This is a genomic window from Psychrobacter immobilis, assembly GCF_904846285.1.
Classification (GTDB): Bacteria; Pseudomonadota; Gammaproteobacteria; order Pseudomonadales; family Moraxellaceae; genus Psychrobacter; species Psychrobacter immobilis_D.
Genome location: NZ_CAJHAD010000013.1, coordinates 22,370 through 38,705, shown reverse-complemented (window position 1 = coordinate 38,705; position 16,336 = coordinate 22,370). Strand labels below are relative to the sequence as shown.

General features: G+C 43.5%; 14 protein-coding genes. 11 read left to right on the top strand and 3 right to left on the bottom strand.

The features are described from left to right. The first annotated feature begins 222 nt into the window (after positions 1–222). The 4 genes from JMX13_RS08940 (at position 223) to JMX13_RS08925 (ending at position 4,205) form a co-directional block, all read left to right on the top strand. Positions 223–1,326 carry a sulfate ABC transporter substrate-binding protein gene (locus JMX13_RS08940; protein ID WP_201612172.1) on the top strand — a complete coding sequence of 368 codons (1,104 nt, stop codon included), beginning with the start codon at positions 223–225 and terminating at the stop codon, positions 1,324–1,326. A gap of 226 nt (positions 1,327–1,552) precedes the next feature. Then, positions 1,553–2,437, top strand: coding sequence for a sulfate ABC transporter permease subunit CysT (gene cysT / locus JMX13_RS08935; RefSeq protein WP_201612171.1), 885 nt, complete (start codon positions 1,553–1,555; stop codon positions 2,435–2,437). Next, entirely contained in the window at positions 2,437–3,396 is a 960-nt protein-coding gene (cysW, locus tag JMX13_RS08930; RefSeq protein ID WP_201546453.1) for a sulfate ABC transporter permease subunit CysW, read from the top strand. Before cysT ends, cysW begins: the two co-directional genes overlap by 1 nt. Positions 3,397–3,482: 86 nt before the next feature. Next, positions 3,483–4,205 (top strand): sulfate/molybdate ABC transporter ATP-binding protein, encoded by a 723-nt coding sequence (locus tag JMX13_RS08925; protein WP_183618246.1) that lies wholly within the window; start codon positions 3,483–3,485, stop codon positions 4,203–4,205. 129 nt (positions 4,206–4,334) lie between these two features. On the opposite strand, the gene JMX13_RS08920 is transcribed toward JMX13_RS08925, so the two are convergent. Next, positions 4,335–4,658, bottom strand: coding sequence for an ArsR/SmtB family transcription factor (locus JMX13_RS08920; protein ID WP_201546454.1), 324 nt, complete (start codon positions 4,656–4,658; stop codon positions 4,335–4,337). Positions 4,659–4,946: 288 nt separating this feature from the next. Between JMX13_RS08920 and JMX13_RS08915 the strand changes: the two genes are divergently transcribed. The 3 genes from JMX13_RS08915 to bfr (JMX13_RS08905) all read left to right on the top strand — a co-directional run bounded on the left by JMX13_RS08915 (position 4,947) and on the right by bfr (JMX13_RS08905) (position 6,619). Next, positions 4,947–5,138 (top strand): bacterioferritin-associated ferredoxin, encoded by a 192-nt coding sequence (locus JMX13_RS08915; protein WP_201612170.1) that lies wholly within the window; start codon positions 4,947–4,949, stop codon positions 5,136–5,138. Between the two features lie 430 nt (positions 5,139–5,568). Next, positions 5,569–6,057: a bacterioferritin gene (bfr, locus tag JMX13_RS08910; protein WP_201612169.1), complete on the top strand. Its 489-nt coding sequence runs from the start codon at positions 5,569–5,571 to the stop codon at positions 6,055–6,057. A 79-nt stretch (positions 6,058–6,136) separates the two neighbouring features. Next, a complete protein-coding gene (gene bfr / locus JMX13_RS08905; protein ID WP_201612168.1) occupies positions 6,137–6,619 on the top strand; it encodes a bacterioferritin in 483 nt (160 codons plus the stop codon). A 120-nt stretch (positions 6,620–6,739) separates the two neighbouring features. Here the strand turns inward: bfr (JMX13_RS08905) and JMX13_RS08900 are convergent, their stop codons facing one another. Beyond that, complete coding sequence (locus tag JMX13_RS08900; protein WP_201612167.1) at positions 6,740–8,116, bottom strand: DHA2 family efflux MFS transporter permease subunit; 1,377 nt, start codon at positions 8,114–8,116, stop codon at positions 6,740–6,742. 370 nt (positions 8,117–8,486) lie between these two features. Between JMX13_RS08900 and yghU the strand changes: the two genes are divergently transcribed. The 4 genes from yghU to JMX13_RS08880 all read left to right on the top strand — a co-directional run bounded on the left by yghU (position 8,487) and on the right by JMX13_RS08880 (position 14,704). Then, complete coding sequence (gene yghU, locus JMX13_RS08895) at positions 8,487–9,347, top strand: glutathione-dependent disulfide-bond oxidoreductase (RefSeq protein ID WP_201612166.1); 861 nt, start codon at positions 8,487–8,489, stop codon at positions 9,345–9,347. 508 nt (positions 9,348–9,855) lie between these two features. Further along, positions 9,856–10,935 (top strand): DUF1176 domain-containing protein, encoded by a 1,080-nt coding sequence (locus JMX13_RS08890; RefSeq protein WP_227686271.1) that lies wholly within the window; start codon positions 9,856–9,858, stop codon positions 10,933–10,935. Positions 10,936–11,531: 596 nt separating this feature from the next. Next, entirely contained in the window at positions 11,532–13,208 is a 1,677-nt protein-coding gene (locus tag JMX13_RS08885) for a DEAD/DEAH box helicase (protein WP_201612164.1), read from the top strand. A gap of 251 nt (positions 13,209–13,459) precedes the next feature. Further along, positions 13,460–14,704 carry a DUF819 domain-containing protein gene (locus JMX13_RS08880; RefSeq protein WP_201612163.1) on the top strand — a complete coding sequence of 415 codons (1,245 nt, stop codon included), beginning with the start codon at positions 13,460–13,462 and terminating at the stop codon, positions 14,702–14,704. 11 nt (positions 14,705–14,715) lie between these two features. On the opposite strand, the gene JMX13_RS08875 is transcribed toward JMX13_RS08880, so the two are convergent. After that, positions 14,716–16,128, bottom strand: coding sequence for a PLP-dependent aminotransferase family protein (locus JMX13_RS08875; RefSeq protein WP_201612162.1), 1,413 nt, complete (start codon positions 16,126–16,128; stop codon positions 14,716–14,718). Between the last annotated feature and the right edge of the window lie 208 nt (positions 16,129–16,336).

Genomic DNA, 16,336 nt, shown 5'->3' with positions numbered 1-16,336 from the left:
AAAGCAGTTTATAAATATCAGCCAAATTCTTGGAGTCAAATTCTCGATTTATAAAATATTTAAAGTGACCCATAAGTTATGGCATTTAAACTATTGATAACCTTATCTTTATAAATACTATATTCCATTTTGGCAATAACATACGCATATTCATCATTAAACATAATAAGCTTGCGCTGTTAGCATACTTGCATTAACTAACCAATCCCTTTTGAGGCAGCCATGACATCATATACCACAGGTTATAAATATAAAAATAAAACGCTTAGCGCTCTAAGTATCGCCGGTGTGGCGCTCACTTTAGGTATGGCAGGTTGTAGCAATAGCGAAAAAGCTGAACCAGCGACCAATGCGGAAGGCACGCCTGCTACTACTGAGGGGCAAGATATTGAGCTATTAAACGTCTCTTACGATGTGGCACGCGATTTTTATAAAGACTACAACCCATTATTCGTAGACCACTATAAAGCTGAGCACCCAAACAGCAATATCTTAATCAAGCAATCTCATGGTGGTTCAAGTAAGCAAGCATTGTCGGTGGCTAATGGTTTGCAAGCCGATGTCGCGACCATGAACCAAGGTTCAGATATTGAGCTACTCGAGAAAAAAGGCTTGGTTGAGTCAGATTGGCAAAGCAAGTTCCCTGATAACGCCGTACCTTTTACCAGTACCATCGTATTCCTAGTGCGTAAAGACAATCCTAAAGGCATTAACGACTGGCAGGATTTGACCAAAGAAGGCGTTGAGATTGTCATGGCCAACCCAAAAGTCACGGGTAATGGTCGCTATGCTTTCTTAGGCGCTTATGGTTATGGTTTGCATGCGTTTAATAAAGATGAAATACAAGCCAAAAACTACGTCAAAGACATGCTTAAAAACGTCAAAGTCTATGAGAATGGCGGGCGTGCAGCGACGACGACTTTCGTACAGCGCGGTATTGGTGATGTCTTAGTGACCTTTGAGAATGAGGCCAACCTTGCCGCCACTGATTTTGGTTTGGGTAAAGTGGATATCGTTTATCCTAAATACTCTATCAAATCTGAAAGCCCAGTTGCTGTTGTGAAAACCGTGACCGATAAAAAAGGCACGACCGATGCGGCAAAAGCCTATCTTGATTACTTATGGAGCGAGCAAGCTCAGCAATTGGCAGCCAATTTATATCTGCGCCCAAGCGTGAAAAGTGTGCTTGATAAAAACAGCGATAAATTGCCACCTATCGATACTTTCCGTCCAAACGATGCTTTTGGCACGTGGGATGAAATCATGAGCACTTACTTTAGCGATGGCGGCGTGTTCGATCAGCTAGCCATTAATGCACCAAAGTAAGCCGCTAGTACGCTGACTGCCTAGCCCATTTATGAAGTTTTTATGAGCTTTTTATTAAATAGCGGTTAAGCAGTCAGCTTTAGAGTAACGTCCGAGCACATAAAGGACATGGCTACCCACGCTGTGTCCTTTAGCGCTTAAGTAGACCAATAATAAATACATTTGATATCACGTGGTACTTACGATTAATAATTAAGTGCCATCAGTTAGGCAATAGGACATCACTATGAGTGCAACAACTTCTCCTGCCAGCAAACCCGTCAATAAAAAAGGTTGGCTGACGCGCTTGCGCCAGCGTAATGTGTTACCAGGGTTTGGGCTAAGTATGGGCATCACTGTCTTTAGCTTATCATTACTAGTGGTGCTACCGTTTGCCATGATGGCCTATACCACGACACAGATGGGCTGGACGGGCTTTTGGGAGACCATTACTCAGCCGCAAGTCACCGCTGCTATCAAACTTAGCTTATGGATGTCGTTTCTGGCGATGCTCACCAATATGGTATTTGGCACGTTGGTTGCTTGGGTGCTAGTGCGCTATGAGTTTTGGGGTAAGTCGTTGATTAATGCGTTGGTTGATTTACCATTTGCACTACCGACAGCCGTTACCGGTATTTCACTTGCGACTCTTTATGCGCCTAATGGTTTAATCGGCCAGTGGTTTGCCAAGTTTGATATTCAAGTCGCCTTTACGCCATTAGGTATTTGGCTCGCTTTAATAGTCGTGAGTTTTCCGTTTATCGTCCGTGCGGTACAGCCAGTATTGGCAGAATTGTCCGTTGAGTTTGAAGAGGCGGCCGCAGTATTGGGTGCCAATCGATTTACGACCTTTCGTAAAGTCATTTTACCAGAGCTGTTACCCGCACTGCTCATGGGCGCTGGCATGATGTTTGCCCGTGCGACTGGCGAGTATGGTTCGGTGATTTTTATCGCCGGCAATATTCCGATGCAGTCTGAGATTTTACCGCTCATTATTATCAGCAAGCTCGAGCAGTTTGATGTTCAAGGCGCCTCAGCGGTTGCACTATTTATGCTACTGATCTCATTTGTAATTTTATTGACCATTAATATCGTACAGTGGAAGCTGTCGCGCCGCGTAGGAGCCCGCTAATGCAAATCTCTAATAGCTACGACTACCAAAGCAACCCAGCGACTAAGGACACGCCATGGATACGACGTACCTTTATTACCATCGCGGTGTTATTTATGGTCATCATGTTGGTCGTGCCATTGTTGGCGGTATTCTATGAAGCCTTTAAAAACGGTTGGCAGTTATATATTGCCTCATTAGTCGACCCTGAGGCCTTGCAGGCAATTAAGCTAACCTTAATTACTGCCGCGATTGTATTGCCGATTAACATGGTGATGGGCATCGCGATTGCCTGGCTCGTCACCCGTTATCAGTTTAAAGGTAAGCAGCTGGTGACAACCTTGCTTGATTTACCATTTTCGGTGTCGCCCGTGGTTGCAGGTTTAATGTTTGTCCTATTGTTCGGGCTGAACTCTACGATTGGTGGCTGGCTTGAAAGCATGGGTTTTCAGGTAATTTATGCGGTACCAGGGATTATTTTAGCCACATTGTTTGTGACCTTTCCGTTTGTGGCACGTGAGCTGATACCACTGATGCAAACCCAAGGTGATAGTGAAGAGCAAGCGGCATTAACCCTAGGCGCTACAGGCTGGCAGACGTTTTGGCACGTGACACTGCCGAATATCAAATGGGCGCTGCTGTATGGTTTGATTTTGACCAATGCGCGGGCGATGGGCGAGTTTGGCGCGGTGAGTGTGGTGTCCGGTCATATTCGCGGTGAAACTAACACTATGCCGCTACTGGTTGAGATTGCTTATAACGATTATAACTTTACCGCCGCCTTTGCCTTATCGAGCTTACTTGCTGGCTTGGCACTCGTGACCCTGCTAATACAACAAGTAATGACCAAGCTACAAGATCGTAAGTTTGCCAAGTCCGAGCGTTTAGCAAGTGCGCCTGAATTGCCAGTAAGTGCCAATGCTAGCAATGCATCAAATGCTAAAGATGCAACCTTGGCAGAAAGCACAGGTCGTCTATAAGAAATAGCTTCACAAAGCAGGCATCATAAAACCATCTGCCGCCCGTGTTAAGACGTTAAGCCAAAAATATAATAAGAGAACCCATTATGAGCATTGAGATTCGTAACGTTAATAAAAAATTCGGTAATTTTACCGCCTTAGATGATATCAATATCACCGTGCCAACGGGTAAGTTGACAACTTTGCTTGGTCCGTCAGGCTGCGGTAAAACCACCTTGCTGCGCATCATTGCTGGTCTTGAGTATGCAGACTCTGGACAAATATTGTTTGATGAATTAGATGTCACCAATACGCCCGTGCAAAAGCGCCATATCGGCTTTATGTTTCAGCACTATGCGTTATTTCGCCACAAAAACATCGCTGATAATGTCGGCTTTGGCTTAACCTTGCTGCCAAAAAATGAGCGACCAAGTAAGGCTGATATCAATAAGCGCGTTGCAGAATTGTTAGACTTAGTACAGTTGCCGCAAGTTGCCAATGCTTATCCGCACCAATTATCAGGCGGTCAGCGTCAGCGTATTGCGCTGGCACGTGCTTTGGCAGTAAAGCCAAAACTACTATTACTCGATGAACCATTTGGGGCGCTAGATGCCAAGGTACGTAAAGAGCTGCGTACTTGGCTAAAGAATATCCACCACGAGCTTGGTATTACTAGCATTATGGTAACCCACGATCAAGAAGAGGCGCGGGCGGTATCTGATGAGATTGTGGTGATGAATCATGGTCGCGTCGAGCAAGTAGGGACGTCAGAGGAGCTGATACACCAGCCAGCCAATGCTTTTGTGAGTGATTTTTTAGACTTGGTATAATGCCGAATTAAAGGCGTATTTTAAGACAAAGTTTGAAAACAAAAAAAAGACCTATAAATGATAGGTCTTTTTTTATGCGCTGAATTATTTGTTATAAATATCTCTTAAGTCCGTGCTTTTAGTATTAAATTAAGCAGGCTTTGGCATATTGATGTCTTTGGTCGATATCTGTTTATAGGTGATTTCCAAAATATCTTGGCACCATTCTGGCAGATTATCAGACACCTCGTACCACATCCATGTTCCATCACGAACACAGCTTAAGATACCCAATTTTTTCAAATGATTCAAGTGACGCGAGATGGTCGGCTGCGGTTGATCCAGTATTTCTACCAGCTCACCAACACAGCGCGACTCTTTGTTAAATAAGATTTGAAAAATCTTTAAGCGCGTTGGGTCAGACAATACTTTAAATAACTCAAGCGGTTGTATCGTAGAATTATTATTAGACATAGAACAATTCCAATATAGATTTAGTTAATAGGGGGTCAATATAACAGCAGTCATCGGTAAAATCGATTAAAAAATGAGCAAATTTACAGTTCGTCGCCATTTTACTACCTTTGATACTTTGTGGTTACACCTAACGCTATATGCAGTTACATGGATTAAGTAAGCGTAATATAAATATTTAGAGGTAACTGCTATGACTGATGAATACTTTAAATACTATTGTAAATGGTAATAATTATCGTTATTATAACTAATAACAAGTTAGATATTCACAGTAGGAGCTAGCACATGTACGTATGTATCTGTAACGACGTCAAAGAAAAACAAATTAAAGCCGCTATTGCCTCTGGCATTGATACGTTAGACGGTTTAAAAAATACCCTTGATGTAGCGACTTGCTGTGGCTGCTGCGAACCTATGGTCAATGATTATCTTGATGAACATCACGCCAAACTTGATGTTTTAGCCTACGCCGTTTAACTAGGCTCGATTCAGACCTCTAGCGTCTCAAATCATATTCTCTATCATTAACGACCAGATCGTTAATACGCCCTAACACCAATTATATTCACTATTGCGCACTTATCCTTTCATTATACCCAAAGGATAAGTTGTGAGCGTCCATATAACTTCAGTCATCCACCGACTGCAAGCATATTTAGCAGCGCCATTTGTCATTTTGCTTGTGACTGTAATTCATAAGGCGAGCTAATTATAGTTCTCAATTAGCATCTTATTCTTAGTTAATATCGTTACAAGCGATATAACGTCTGTATGCTACTATATCTGCCTAACTTTGTAAGACATTTCGTTGGTTTTAGTCCTTACTGAGTAGTTTACGAATAGTACTTTCTATATATGTATTATTGTGAATGTATCGGCAAATAAATAAAATACAGGAGTATAGGTGATGATAGGCAGCCCAAAGGTCATTGATTATTTAAATTTTTTATTAGGTGGTGAGCTTGCGGCTCGCGACCAATATTTCATTCACTCTGAGATGTACGCAGAATGGCATTACGGCAAACTGTATGACCGTATTAGCCATGAGATGCAAGATGAAACGCTACACGCACGAGCGATTATCCGCCGTATTTTAATGTTGAGCGGTACGCCTAAGATGAGCGTCAACGATATTAATATTGGGACGACGGTTCCTGAAATGTTGCAGCTTGATCTTAATTTAGAGTATCAAGTACAGCAGCATCTTAAAGATGGCATTGCGCTTTGTGAAGCCGAACATGACTATGTGACGCGTGAGATGCTGGTTGAGCAGCTCAAAGACACCGAAGAAGATCATGCTCATTGGCTAGAGCAGCAGTTGCGTCTGATTGACATGATTGGTCTAGCCAATTACTTGCAAAGTCAGATGGCGGAAGTGTCTCCTGATATTGTTTAGTACTTTATTCGCTAAGCGCCTTTAACTGTTATTAAAAGTCATCGATAATAAAATTATATATCAATACAGGGAGATAAAAATGCAAGGGGATAAAGAGATAAATCGTGCCCTTAATAAAGTGCTCGGTCAGTCATTGATAGCTATCAATCAGTATTTTTTGCACGCACGTATCGCACGCCACTGGGGCTTAGAGTCGTTAAATGATTCGCTATATAAACAATCAATTGCTGAGATGAAATGGTCAGATGACCTCATTGCGCGTATTTTGTTGTTAGGCGGTCTACCCAATTTGCAAGAATTGGGTAAAGTCTTGGTTGGCGAAGATGTGCCAGAGATAATCGACTGTAACCTACGTTTAGAGAAACAGAAATTCGATATCATCACCGATGCAATCACTTTGTGTGAGAGCAAGCGCGACTATGTCTCGCGCCAGTTGCTCATCACCCTAAAAGACGGTAACGAAGAATATCAAGACTGGTTAGAAACCCAAGAGGACTTGATTAAAGATATTGGCGTTGAAAACTATATCCAATCGCAAATCGATGACGATAAAGCGCCTTAAAATTATAAAAAAGTGCTCATAGCTGCCAGCGCATACTAAGATAAGTTTTGGATTAACTGATTTTAGGATACGTTGGTATTTTTATGTTTAATGCTTTTTTAATAGTTTCAATATCAACGATTAATACAAGCCGCGGCCATCTTCAGGTTTTAGGCGTAAAAAGTATAAGCCCGAGAGAATAGTCAAGATACCAAGTATCCAATACGTGGTCTGAAAGGCGACTAAAGTATCAAGCTCGAAACGCTCACGTAGCAGATTCAATAACGCCGCACCAAAGGCGATACCAAAGCTAATAGCCAATTGCTGATTGACCGCCATTAAGCTATTACCACTACTGGTTTGCGTGCCTTCTAAATCACCGATGGTAATGGTATTCATGGCACTAAACTGCATTGAGTTACAAGCACCCATTACAGTCAAGATAGGAATAAACCATATCCAATTTGCCGCATCATTAAACTGCGCCAAAATGATAATAAGCACACCTATCAAAAAGGTATTAGCCACCAACACCTTACGATAGGTAAAACGCTGAATAATTTTACTCACCCAAGGTTTGATACCAATTGCACCAACAGCGATGGGCGCGAGAAGCCAACCCGCTTGCGACGGTGAGTATTCAAACACTACTTGTAGCAACAGTGGCAGTAAGAAGGGCACCGCACTGATGCCTAAGCGGGTGAATAAGTTACCAGTAATACCGATGCGAAAGGTACGAATGTTAAATAAGCTCAGCGGAAATAATGGCGCTGCGCGGCGTTTGGCATGCCAAACGTAAGCGCCTATCAGGATACTGGCGCCTAATGCGAGCAACAAACCGTAAAGCCCTCGACCTGTTTGTGAGCCAAATTCTACCGCAAGGGTAAAACCACAAGCGGCGGCGGCAAATAAAGCAAAACCCGTCCAATCTAGACGCTTAGTATCTTCAAATAATGCCGGTACTAGTTTTTTACCCATAATAAAGCCGAAAATACCCATCGGAATATTGATTAAAAATATCCAATGCCAGCTAGTATATTGCACGATATAACCGCCCAATACCGGTCCAACTAAGGGCGCGATTAATGCGGGTATCACCGCAAAGTTCATGACGGTTAACAGCTTATTGCGCGGATAGGACTTGACCAATATCAAACGCGCGACCGGGGTCATCATTGCTCCACCAATGCCTTGCACAATACGTGAACCAATCAATAAATCCAACGTCGGTGAAGCGGCACACAATAGCGAGCCAATACAAAAGATGATAATGGCGTATAAAAATACCCGCTGTGTGCCATATTTATCGGCTAAAAAGCCGCTAATAGGAATGAAAATCGCCAAGGTTAGCGCGTAGCTAATAACCGCCCATTGCATTTTTAACGGTGATTCACCAAGCGCCTGTGCCATCTGAGGCAGAGAAGTATTTAAAATGGTGGCATCTAAAATTTGCATAAACAACGCCACCGCTAGCACATAGGGTAGGTATTTATCTTGCGTTGGAGTGAGGGTTACCATATTGACATCACCATATCTTCTGAACACTGTGGTTAAGTCGGTCTCTTAAAGGCCGTTAAGTTGTGGGTAGTATAAAAACAACCGACTATGAGTTAAAGAGTAGCAAAGTAACGATATGCGCCCAGTTCTTATAAAATTACCTTTAAGCCAATTAGCCGCTCTTAAAAAACAGGTTACAAGACAGGGCTTTAATCAAAGCTTTAATCTTCGTTATAGTAGGTGGCTATCTCGTAAAAACCGATAAAGCAGAATGGTTTTAATAGGAAGTTTTTTTGCAGAAACGTAAGTGGAAATACAGCTAGCAAAGACTTCAGTTATTAAAGAGCATTCAAATAACAAATAATAAAACGACAAAAAAGCAGGTAATCTTATGAGTAATGACAATAATCAATCAAACAAGACCAGCGCATATACTCCGCCTAAAGTATGGAAAAACGACAGCGAAAACGGTGGTAAATTCGCCAGTATTAATCGCCCAACGGCTGGCGCGCGCCATGAGCAAGCACTGCCCGTCGGCGACGCACCTTTACAGCTATACTCATTGAACACGCCGAATGGCGTGAAAGTAAATATTTTGTTAGAAGAGCTTGCTGAGCTGAATACTAAAGGGGCTGAGTACGACGCCTATCAAATCGATATCTCTGAGGGTGATCAGTTTGGCTCAGGATTTGTCGCTATCAATCCCAACTCAAAAATCCCTGCGCTGGTAGATTATTCTGCTACTGTAAATGGCTCAGATGCTGGCGAGCCTATTGCACTTTTTGAGTCGGGTGCTATCTTATTATATTTAGCAGAAAAGTTTGGCAAGTTTGTGCCGCTTGCTGATGGCTCGCAAAATAAAGCGCGGGCAGAGTGTCTCTCTTGGCTCATGTGGCAGATGGGCAGTGCGCCTTTCTTAGGGGGCGGTTTTGGGCATTTTTACGCCTATGCCCCTGAGCCGATGGAATATCCTATCAACCGCTATGCCATGGAGGTCAAACGCCAGCTCGATGTCTTGGATACTCATCTCGAAGACCATGAGTATATGTGTGGCAACGCTGAGTCTGACTACAATGTTGCCGATATGATTATCTGGGCATGGTATGGTCAACTGGTACTAGGTAAGCTTTATGATGCTGGCGAGTTCTTACAAGTAGATGATTATAAGCATGTAAAGCGTTGGGCACAAAAAATTGCTGAGCGTCCAGCGGTTAAACGCGCCGTAGATTTAGTGCTTGAGCCTATTGTTTAAGCCCATTACTGAATCTCATCACTTAAGCATGTATTTTAAGTTGTCTATTTCAACGATTATTGACGATAGCTCGCTCATCATATAGCTCAATAAAAAGGTTAATAGGCAATTTGCTTATTAATCTTTTTGCTTGCTATATTCTGTATAATATATTCTTTATTCCAAATATATTTATCGATATATTACTTTTTGACTATACTTTTTTCATTACATAATGATACATTAGTATAACAGATAGAAACATTAGTACGTTAAGATAGCAGCCACCTCCTTGATGGGTAGGTGTTGATATTTCTTCTATTGATGAGTAATGACTATGAAGAGTAATAAAACTACATCGTTACCTGTATTAAGTGAGATGGCTTTTACGCTTCCACAGACCATTAACCACTACCACTACCACTACCACTACCACTACCACTACCACTACCACAAGAAGTTTAATCGTCTAACAGACAACGCTCATATCAAAATACATTCTATAAAAATAAAAAAGTTGCCCTTATTGATGACAAAGAAAATTTTATTACCGTTATTTGCCGCCATTAGCACGGCTTTGTTTAGTTCAGTGACACAGGCTGCCACGCCCGTTGATTTTAGCAATCAAGACTGGGAAGTTGCTTGCGATAATACGCGCACTTGCAGGCTGGCAGGTTACCAAGCAGAGAACAATAGTGATTTACCCGTATCTGTATTATTGGTACGCCGTGCAGGAGCTAATGCGACAGTCGATGGCAAGGTAAAACTTGGTGGCGCTAAAGAAAGCTCTGCCAAGGCACTGATGCAGCTTGGTAGTCGTCATCGTATATCCTTGTTTATTAACGATAGAGATTACGGAGAAACCAAACCTTACTCAGTATCAGGAGGTCATGCGGAGCTAACCTCAGCGCAGGTAAGCGCGCTACTTGAGGCGTTAACCAAATCAAGCAAAGTTGAGCTAGTGATTCGCAACACGCGCTGGCAGCTATCGGACAAAGGTGCCAGCGCCGTCATGCTTAAAGCCGATGAAGCACAGGGACGAGTAGGGACATCGAGCGCCTTTATCCGTACTGGTAGTTCTAGCAAATCTAGTAGCAATGTCTTGTCACCACAAGCGGCACTGTCATTAAGAATGGTAATGCCCAACCCTAAAACCATCTCTGTCAGTAAGAAAAAATTTGCCATGCGTTCATCACAGTTATCAGAGCTGATGAAAAGCACCATGAAAGATGTAGAAAGCGACTGCCCAAACTTAACGGATAGCTCATCTTGGCGGGTCAGTCGTTTGAATAATAAGCAGCTGCTCGCTCAGCATGATTGCTGGACCGGCGCTTATAATGCCGGCACGGGTGTTTGGGTGCTTAATGACACTAAACCTTATCAGCCAACCTTGGTAACGACCAGTGCGACAGACTATAGCAATGGCAAATTAACCTCGGTGCAAAAAGGCCGCGGGATTGGCGACTGCTTATCTAAAACTGACTGGGTATGGACGGGCCGAGCCTTTGAAAAAAGCCATGAAAGCACCACAGGCATGTGCCGCTTGATAGAGGCGGGCGGTGCTTGGCAATTGCCAACCTATGTGACGGAAGTAAAAGTGTCACGTTAATCATTAAATTTTCTTAAAGCTTTAGCTTGCTTAAAGGCTAGGTTTAATATCAGCTTTTAAGCATATATTAGCGCTTATACTGAATATTTTACTAATAAACAGAAAAATAGCTACAGCTTAGCGTTTTGTTGTGCTATACTGCGTCGCCACGTTAGCATAGACTAGCGTGAATTATGAGATTGATAACATCGCCTGCGATTTTGGGTCTAGGATGACCATAAGTAATTGTTGCCGATGATTTTGTGTACTTAAATAACCCTTCATATATATTGAAAAACACGTTATTTTTGACTCATATCTTATCTACTGACCCATGTATGGGCTAGATTGGTTGTTACCAGCCTTTATCTGCTTTGGACAAAGCATAGATAATGCGCTTTTAGCAAACAAGGATGAGACACTCGGCACTACCACCAAAATACGTCAGACAGCACGAACGCCTTTATAATATTGACAAGCTTTAAAGCTTGGCCTTTGATTGTTAAACCTTTTTAGGGTAAGACAATTATTTTATAAATGCAGCGTGGTGAACGGTTATCAGTGGTATGCATCAAGCTTGCTGAATTTACAGCAGCTTATACTTACCAAGGATTACTATGACTGACATCTTATCTGCTATCGCCGCTGAAAACGGCATCATCGAAAGCACTGATACCCCAAACACAATTGCAAATACCGATACTAATAATCAAGCGGCTACTGCTGACGCTGCTGAAGAAAACAAAATCACTTTTGCTGAACTTAATATTGCCAAGCCAATTTTGACCGCGCTTGATCGCAGTGGTTATACCCACCCAACACCTATTCAAGAACAAGCCATTCCTTTTGCTCTAGCGGGTCGCGACTTATTATTGTCAGCGCAAACCGGTAGTGGTAAAACAGCGGCATTCGTTATCCCTGTACTTGACCGTTTAAGCCGTGCCACTAGCTTTGACAAATTAACCAAAGCCCTTATCCTAACGCCAACGCGTGAACTTGCTCAGCAAGTACATGACAGTGTGCGTACGTATTCTAAAGATATGCGTGGTTTGTTCTGTGTGCCATTAGTAGGCGGCGCACCTTATAACGGTCAGATTACGGCTTTGAAAAAAGGCGTGCAAGTGATTGTTGCGACTCCTGGTCGTTTACTTGACCATATCAATGCGGGTCGCGTTGACTTATCAAGCCTAGAAATACTAGTACTTGATGAAGCTGACCGTATGCTAGACATGGGTTTTGCTGATGATATCAGTGACATCTTACGCGCTGCACCGACTAATCGTCAGACGATTATGTGTTCAGCAACTTGGGATGGCCCTGTTGGCAAGATTGCTGCCAGCTTCACCAAAAACCCTGAGCGCGTTTCAATCAAAGTTGAATCAGCACACATCGAAGAAAAAGTGTATTACTGTGACGATTTTGATCATAAAAACCGTTTGCTTGACAAAATTGTTTGCGATAAAGATATGGAACAAGTCATCATCTTTGCTGCAACCAAACGTAGTACTGAAAAACTAGCCAAATCTCTACAAGAGCAAGGCCATAAAGCCAGCTTCCTACATGGCGACTTGCCACAAAGCAAGCGTAACCGTATCGTTCAAGACTTGCGTAATGGTAAATGTAAAATCTTAGTAGCGACTGACGTTGCTGCTCGTGGTCTTGACGTGCCAGCACTATCGCACGTAATTAACTATGACTTGCCACGTCAAACAGAAGACTACGTGCATCGTATCGGTCGTTGTGGCCGTGCCGGTCGTACTGGTATTGCTATCAGCCTATGTAGCATGGATGATCGTCCACAGCTAAACGCTATCAACCGTTATTTAGATCGCAAAATGGAAGTATCGGTCATCGAAGGCATGGAGCCTAAGAAGACTTATGTACCTAGCGAAAACAAAGGTAATGGTCGTGGCCGTGGTCGCGGACGCTCAAGTGGCGGCGGTAACGGTCAAGGCCGTGGTCGTTCAAGCGGTGGCTATCAAGGCAATCCTGCTAATGCTCGTGGTCGTTCAAGCGACAGCGCACCGACTGGTCAACGCGCTAGCAATGACAGCGGTTATCAAGGTAAGCCACGTGACGCGTCTGGAAAACCAAATGAGCGTTCAGGTGGCAAGCCATACCAAGGCAAACGCACTGGTGCTCCTAGCCGTGGTGATAGCACTGGCGTTCCACGCGGTGAGCGTGCTGCAACGGGTCGTGGTCGTCCAAGTGGCAGCCAAGGTCGCCCAGCTGGTCGTGCTGACAGCCGTGGTCAAGGTCGTTCAAGCGGCGGTAACCGTAGTAATAACTCGTAATACCGTTATATTTAATGATTAATAAAGGTTATTAATAAAATAGCCTCTGACTTAATCGGATAAAATAGCGTCAAAAAGCCAGATACTTGTTATCTGGCTTTTTTGTGCGTCATGGTTTTATAGTAAGGCAGCTCTATTTTAATGATAAAACATTGATAAAAAATCAACAATGCGAGATCGTTGCTTGCGCGTCTTTTTCGCCTTGTCTATACTGACAAGCTTTTATTCATCGTGTGCTGTGGAGCCATCTGATGCCCGACATCTCTCATTTAGCAATTGACAGTCTGCCATTAGCGTTTGGCATCATTATGTCTATTATCGGCTTGGTTTTTTATACCCAAGGGCTGCCCGGTAAGTTTTGGCGACGCTTTTATGCGGTATTGCCGGGCATTGTGCTGTGCTGCTTTATCCCAGCAACGTTAAACAGCTTAGGCGTCTTTGCTGATGGCATCGGCTCACAGATTTATGGCTTTACCGCTACCTATCTGTTGCCCGCCAGTTTGCTACTAATGACCTTATCGATGGATGTCCCTAAAATCTTAGGCTTAGGTTGGAAAGCCATTGCGATGTTTTTTGCGGCCAGTATCGCTATCATCATTAGTGGTCCAATCAGTTTAGGCATCGCTAAGTGGATATCGCCTGAGATGTTTACCGACGATACTTTATGGCGCGGATTTTCAGCGGTCGCGGGTAGTTGGATTGGCGGCGCGGCCAACCAAGCAGCGATGAAAGAGCTGTTTGGCGTCAGCGATGATTTATTTGGCATGATGATCTTAGTCGATACCACTAATGCGTCGTTATGGCTTCTAGCTATTTTGGTCATGGCCAAGCACAGCGCTAAGATAGATAAGTTTTTACGGGCGGATAGCAGTAGTATTGATAAAGTGATTGCCGCGGTTGAAAGCTATGAGCGTGACCATGCGCGTCCAGCGACCTTAAATGATTTGATGGTGATATTTGGCTTGTGCTTTGCTATGGTTGGCGTGGCGCATTTCGTCGGCGGTCAAATAGCAGACTTCTTTGCCCCTTATAGTTGGGCTGTACAATACAGCTTTGCCAGCGCATTCTTTTGGATGGTGGTGATTATTACTATCATAGGTGTCATATTCTCTTTCACCAAAATTCGCCGTCTTGACCATGTTGGTGCCTCCAAATTCGGTACAGTATTTATCTTTATATTGATTGCTGCTATCGGTATGCAAATAAATCTCGCGGGTATTGTCTCACAGTGGCGCTTACTACTCATTGGTCTATTATGGATGAGTATCCACGTCGTGATTATTTTTGCGGTCGCTAGGATGATTCGCGCACCGTTTTTCTTTCTAGCGGTCGGCTCCAACGCCAATACCGGCGGCGCATCATCGGCACCGATTGTCGCTACGGCATTTCATCCGTCGCTCGCGCCAGTTGGCGTGTTCTTGGGTATTTTAGGCTATGCGGTAGGCACCTTTGGCGGTTATATTAGTACGCAGATGATGCGGCTAGTGGTAGGGTGATAGCATTTTTATCAGTATTGACAGCTGTTATGCAAATAATTACCCAACCACCTCAAAAACTCATCGCTTGTTGTTGATACATTTAGGCGAAGATGGTTTGAGGTGCGGGCATCGGGATAAAATAATTGTCCCGGTGCGACCAGCCAACCTTCTTTATAGGCATCTAGTGCCAGCTGGCTCGTATCCTGCCCCGTGTCTACCCAAGCAAAGAGACCTGCTTGTGTATGCTCAGGATAGGTAAGTCCTATCCTTGGTAATGCTTTGCGCATTCTTTCATGAGCGCTATATAAATGCTGCTGTACTTTTTTAATCTGCCGGCGATATTCACCATGCGTCCATAAGTGGTGACAAACCCGTTCGCCAAATTCTGGCGTGTTTGAATTGCTTAAGGTTTTAATACGCAACACATCATCAATATAGTTATCAGGACAGACCAACATGCCGACGCGCCAGCCTGACGACATTGACTTTGAAAACCCAGTCGCATAAAAAACCCGTTCAAACTGATCAAGGCTAGCATAACGCAATACTTGACCAACCGGTACAAATGCAGCGTATAAATCGTCCTCAAAAATATAAGCATCGTACTCATGAATAAGATTGAGTACTTGGTGCGCACGGGCAGGATGCAGGTTACAAGAGGTCGGATTATGGAGCACGCTATTGGTTAAATAGAGCTTAGGACGATGCATCGCAAACAGCTTTTGCATCTGCTCAATATTAGGCCCTTGATGGTCACGTTCTACAGAGACGACGTTTAATCCTTGTTGTTGTAGGCAGCTTGATAGCCAATACCAGCCCGGCCCATCAACGACCACCGTATCCCCAGCTTGAGTAAGAAGCCGCGCAACCATGGTCACGGCTTGAGATACCCCAGCTGTAGTAATCACATGGTCAGTATGAGTTTGCATACCCAGTGTATGCAGGTGTTGAACCAGCTGCTGACGTAGCGGCAAATAGCCGTGAACATTGCCATAATCATAGATAAAGCTATCAGCTTGCTGAGTTACCTGACGTATAGCCCATTCCATCTTCTCATTACGTATCCAGTCTCTCGGTAATGTTCCCACCCCTGGCGAACGATTATGCGGGATATCACTAAAAACTTGCTGTATCAGCCAGCGCGTATCTATTACTGGGTACTTAGCGGCTGCTCTTTTATCATCATTCGGCTGAACTGCTTTTGCTTGCGTATTGACATAATAGCCCGAGCTGGGCTTAGCGATTAGCACACTGGTAGCCACCAATTGCTCATAAGCTTGTACCACTGTAAAGCTTGATATATTTAATAGTTTCGCTAACTTTCGCACCGAGGGCACACGCTGATTGGGCAGGTAAATCTGCCAGTCAATACGCTGCTGTAGCCATTCAGAGACGGCGGCAGTCTTGGTTAAATTGGGATTAAGCGTATAGGTTTCTACCATAATGAATGTGCTTATCTCTTCAATGTAATGATTAATTGTAACGTTAAAAGCGACTATACACCTTGTTCACCATTAGTGAAACTGTATCGGTTCTGTTATGGGTATTTAAACTATAGTTGAGTGTATCAACAATAGTTAGAATCATACGGATGGTAGACAGAATGAATTTAACCGCAAACTTTGACGGCAGCATAACGGCATAGGCTGT